This is a genomic window from uncultured Brevundimonas sp., assembly GCF_937870815.1.
GTDB lineage: Bacteria > Pseudomonadota > Alphaproteobacteria > Caulobacterales > Caulobacteraceae > Brevundimonas.
The window spans coordinates 1-4539 of record NZ_CALMZS010000210.1; the positions used below are offsets into that span (position 1 = coordinate 1).

The following is a 4539-nucleotide window of genomic DNA, read 5'->3' on the forward strand; positions in this document are numbered from 1 at the left end:
CCGCCCCGGCCGAGATCCATGTCTGGACCTCCAGCCTGGAGGGCGCCGACCGCGCCCTGGCCGAACAGATCGCCCAGTCCGTGGACGTTCGCTAGACCCGGCCCAGGCCTGGGGCTCCCGACCGGGGCGGTCAGGCGGCCCCGCCCGCGAACGCCACCGTCTGCGCCGCCGACCCGGGCCGGAAGACCACGGTGCGGGTCACGCCGTTGATGCGGACATTGACCTGCTGTTCCTGGTCGTCGTGGACGCCGGGGAAGAAGTCCAGGTCGACGGTCATGGCGGCGATGTCCCGGTCGGTCGTCTCGCCGACGAAGGCGACGCGGATGTTGTCGCCGGCCAGGTCGGTCGCAGCATGGGTCACCGGTACGGCCGCGCCGTCGATGTCGAGGCGGAACCTCTGGCGCAGGTGGGTCTCCAGCCCGGCCACGGCGCGGGGATCGTCGAGGCTGGGCTGGGCCCCCGGCGCGATGGAGACCAGGGCCGGCTCGACATCGTGGGCGGAGAAGCGGTGGCTGACGCTGACCGCGCCCGAGGCCGGGTCGATCTCGATCACCGTCAGCCCGGCATGGCCGCGATGGGCCAGGGCCGGCGTGGCGAGGCCGGCGCTCAGGGCGGCGACGAGCAGGGCCCGGTTCATCACGGAGCGGCCGCCGGTCGGCGCACCCGGGTCGCCGTCGAGTCGGGGCTGACCTCGACGTCGGAATCGCGCATCCGGTTCTCGCCCGGCGGCGGGGGCGGGGCCAGGCGCAGGGTCCGTTCGTCGATGCGGCGCGGGAAGTGATTGTTGGCCAGGTCGGCGTCGGCGGTCTCGCGCAGCGGATCGACCTCGGCCGAAACCAGGGTTTTCGCCGAGACATGCTGCCAGACGACCTGCTGGCTGTTGCGCCGCCACAGCTCGGCGGGAATGCGGATGGTTTCGTCCGAGCCATCGCTCCAGGTCAGCTTCAGGATCACCGGCATGACCAGACCGCCGATGTTCCGGAAGGTGAAGCGATAGATGTTGTCGTCGAAGCCCTGGGCCGCACGCCGGTCGGCGTCGGCGCGGCGGGCGGCGCTTTCGGCGTCGCGGCGCTGCTGGGCCGTGGTCGTGAAGCGGTCGGTCTCATTGTAGAAATCCCGGGTCGCGGGATCGCGCTCGACCACCGTCTCGATGCCGCGGTTGTTCTCGACCGTGCGCGAGACGGGCAGATCCTCGAACCGTTCGCGGGCGGCGCGGTTGCGGACCTCGGGATCGGCCGATTCCAGGGTCGCGGCGGTCACGCTCTCCAGCGCGATGTCGACGTGGTCGGTGGAATAGAACCAGCCGCGCCAGAACCAGTCGAGGTCGACGCCGGAGCTCTCCTCCATGGTGCGGAAGAAGTCATAGGGCGTCGGGCGTTTGAAGGCCCAGCGCCGGGAGTATTCGCGGAAGGCCCGGTCGAACAGTTCGCGCCCCAGGATCGTCTCGCGCAGGATCACCAGCGCCGTCGCCGGCTTGGCGTAGGCGTTGTTGCCGAACTGGAGCAGGCTGTCCGAATTGGTCATCACCGGCACCTGGTCCTGGGAGACCATGTATTCGATGATGCTGGACGGCTCGCCCCGGGCCGGGAAGTCGGCGTCCCACAGCTTTTCGGCCTGGAACTGCAGGAAGCTGTTCAGCCCCTCGTCCATCCAGGTCCACTGGCGCTCGTCGGAATTGACGATCATCGGGAAATAGGTGTGGCCGACCTCGTGGATGACCACGCCGATCAGGCCGTTCTTGGCGCGCTCGGTATAGGTCAGGCGGCCGTCGTCGCCCCGCACCGGGCGCGGCCCGTTGAAGGTGATCATCGGATATTCCATCCCGCCGACCGGGCCGTTGACCGACTGGGCCGTGGGATAGGGATAGGTGAAGGCGAACTGGTTGTAGACGTCGAGGGTGTGGGCGATCGACCGGGTCGAATAGGCGTCCCACAGCGGCCGGGCCTCCTTGGGATAGAAGGACATGGCCATGACGATCGGGTGTTCGGCGCTCTGCTGATCCACGCCCATGGCGTCCCAGATGAATTTGCGCGAGCTGGCCCAGCCGAAGTCGCGGACGTTGTCGGCGCTGAAATTCCAGGTGCGAGTGCCCGAGCGGGCGGGGCGGGCCTCGGCGGCGGCGGCCTCGGCGGGCGTCACGATATAGACCGGGGCCTCGGCGGTGCGGGCCTGCTCCAGCCGCGCGCGCTGTTCGGCGCTGAGGATGTCAGTGTTCTGCAGCTCGCCGGTGGCGGCCACGACGTGATCGACCGGGGCTGTGATGGAGACGTCGTAGTCGCCGAACTCGAGCGTGAACTCGCCGGCCCCGAGGAACTGGGCGTTATGCCAGCCCTCATAGTCGGAATAGACCGCCAGACGCGGGAACCACTGGGCCGCCAGGAACAGGCAGTTTCCGTCCTCGCCGGGCTTGGTGAAACACTCATAGCCGCTGCGCCCGCCGACGACATTGGTCTCGGGCAGGGGCAGGGTGAAGTCGATGGTGAAGGTGAAGCTCTGGCCGGTCGCCAGCGGGCGCGGCAGCTCGATCCGCATCATGGAATCGACGATGGTGAAGGGCAGGGGCTGGCCGTCCGGGCCAGTGACGGTCAGATCGTTGAAGCCGCCTTCCCATTCCTGCATCCGCCGCACCCGCAGCACCTCGTTGACGCTGACCGTGTCCGAGGCGGTGTAGGTCCGGCTGCGTTCGGCCAGGGAGGCGCGGCGATAGTTCTGCTGGTCCAGCAGCAGCCACAGATAGCCGAGGGCGTCCGGTGAATTGTTCCGGTAGGTGACCGTTTCGCGCCCAGTCAGGGTGCGATCAGCCTCGTTCAGCCGGACGTCGATGTCGTAGTCGACCTGCTGCTGCCAGTAGCGGTGGCCGGGCGCGCCAGAGGCGTTGCGGTAGTCGGTCGGCGTCGGCCAGTCCTCGCCCTCGAACTGGCGGAATTTGTCCTCGAACGTGCCGCGCGACTGGTCGACCGGGCCGACGCTCTGTTGCGCCAGGGCGGCCGTGGCCATGAGGGAGACGCCGGCGACCGAGGCCAGCCATAGACCGATCCGCATCCGAAACACCGTCCGTTACCCGAAGACCCGCGCGGACCTTAGTCGCCGCAGGAGGCGGCGCAAGCGAGACCGCCTTATGATTTGTTAATGTGGCGCGCGACCGCCGCGCCCCCGTGCAAGGACGGGCATGACTCATCGCCGCCTGCTTCCAGGCGGTGCGGGGAGGGTGCGGGGCGGCCGGGCCTCGCCCGGTGCTTATGTGTTTTACCGTTTCGACGAAGCAGACCTGCCCCGCGCGGCCGTTTTCCACACGCCCTCCGGCTGGCGGCCTTGCTTAAGGCCTTACCGGATCACCGCCGCCGTCCTTGCGGACCACGACGCGCGGCGGACATGACGCTCCCGGCGTCAGCAGCCCGCACGACAGCGCGCGGCGAGCAGGCAGAGGCCATCCATCGACCTCCGCAAGGACCCCCGAACTCTCCTTCGTCCGGGCTTCATCGCTCGACCACAGCCCGCCGCCATCGAGGAACGTGGATCCGACGCCCTCCCCACCGACGGGATGGCCCCAGTGTGGAGGACGGCCTTCCTATGGCAGGAAGAGGACGCTGTATTTTTTTGAAGGCGAGCCGAATCAGAGGGTTGGCGGCGCGCGATATGCTCACAATCGGCGGATTGTCAGCACAGCGTCATGGCGGCGGCGGTCACTCCAGGCCTTGCGGGACGGCGGAAAGGGGTGTGCGTCCCGTTTCGGGTCACTCTTGTTGACCCGGGCCGACAGCACCCCATGGGCGTGCCGGGCGCAGATGCAGATCACCGGAACCTCGCGCTCAACCAGCCCATGGTAGAGAAACGCCGACAGCGGCCCGGTCTCCAGCACCACCCGGCCAAGCCTCCGGGCATGACGCTCAAGCGTTCCGGCTATCGCGTCGGGATCGGTGGCGCATACCCCGCGCCAGGTAACAGTCCCTGTCGCATCCACCACGCACACATGCGTCGTCTTGTCGGAAACATCCAACCCGACGTAAACTTCAACCATGGTCCATCCTCCTTCGTGAAGCAGCGCGATCACCTCGCACCGACTTCGTGACCCAAGGAAGATGGGCCTACCTCAATTACGCGATGTCCCCCTTTTCCGTCCCCCTTTTCAGTGCGGTGTTGGTGCGCCGCATCTGAGAACGCAAGGCGGTATCTGTCCCCGCTTCTGCTGGTCCTGGTCACTGGCAAGCAGCGTCATGAGGAGGGAACTAGTGCGTCCTGCTTTACGCAGCTCATCGACACGCGGAAATTGGCGGATCAATGAGCGGGCCGAATGAAAACCCTGGTACGCACCCCGCCGATGAAAGCCAACTCACGCATGCGAGTGCTAAAAGTACAGGAGAGTAAAGGGCTAAGGGCGACGAAAGCAGGAACAAAAATCCTCGGACGCGCCACCGTTTAAAGCAAGACCACAGCATTATCGACCATGCAAGCGAGAGCCCAAGGGATGCTAGGCTGAACGCTGGCACTGACGGATAAACCGCTTCCCCAGGCCAAAGTGAAAGATCAAGCGCAGAAACG

At 67.0% G+C, this 4539-nt stretch carries 3 protein-coding genes; all 3 read right to left on the bottom strand.

Features of this window, described 5'->3' with window-relative positions:
• Positions 1-130 precede the first annotated feature (130 nt).
• The 3 genes from Q0588_RS14215 to Q0588_RS14225 all read right to left on the bottom strand — a co-directional run bounded on the left by Q0588_RS14215 (position 131) and on the right by Q0588_RS14225 (position 4051).
• Positions 131-637 carry a DUF6702 family protein gene (locus Q0588_RS14215; protein WP_298747457.1) on the bottom strand — a complete coding sequence of 169 codons (507 nt, stop codon included), beginning with the start codon at positions 635-637 and terminating at the stop codon, positions 131-133.
• Positions 637-3042, bottom strand: coding sequence for a M1 family metallopeptidase (locus tag Q0588_RS14220; RefSeq protein WP_298747459.1), 2406 nt, complete (start codon positions 3040-3042; stop codon positions 637-639). The genes Q0588_RS14215 and Q0588_RS14220 overlap by 1 nt, the downstream gene beginning before the upstream one ends.
• Positions 3043-3640: 598 nt before the next feature.
• Positions 3641-4051 carry a transposase gene (locus tag Q0588_RS14225; RefSeq protein ID WP_298747461.1) on the bottom strand — a complete coding sequence of 137 codons (411 nt, stop codon included), beginning with the start codon at positions 4049-4051 and terminating at the stop codon, positions 3641-3643.
• Between the last annotated feature and the right edge of the window lie 488 nt (positions 4052-4539).